A 220-nucleotide genomic window follows, 5' to 3' on the forward strand; every position below is an offset into this window, starting at 1 on the left:
AGCTGGCCGCCCAGATGAAGGACGCCCTTTCCGGAAGCGCCGGGGACACCATGGCCACCGAGACCGGCCGCGTCATCGAGATCGGCGACGGCATTGCCAACGTCAGCGGTCTGCATGGGCTGGGTAACAGGTTCACGGCTGACAACGCCGGGAGCCTCGTGTTCGATGGGGCGGGTCTCGGTGCACTCGATGGGGCCCAGGCCGTCAATGGGGCGGCCCA

The 220-nt window shown here is 68.2% G+C and carries 1 protein-coding gene; it reads right to left on the bottom strand.

Features of this window, described 5'->3' with window-relative positions; translation table 11 throughout:
* On the bottom strand, positions 1 to 220 hold a 220-nt coding region (locus H6B10_RS16930; protein WP_204652512.1), incomplete at both ends, for a hypothetical protein.

Source organism: Gemmiger formicilis, from assembly GCF_016901605.1.
GTDB lineage: Bacteria > Bacillota > Clostridia > Oscillospirales > Ruminococcaceae > Gemmiger > Gemmiger formicilis_B.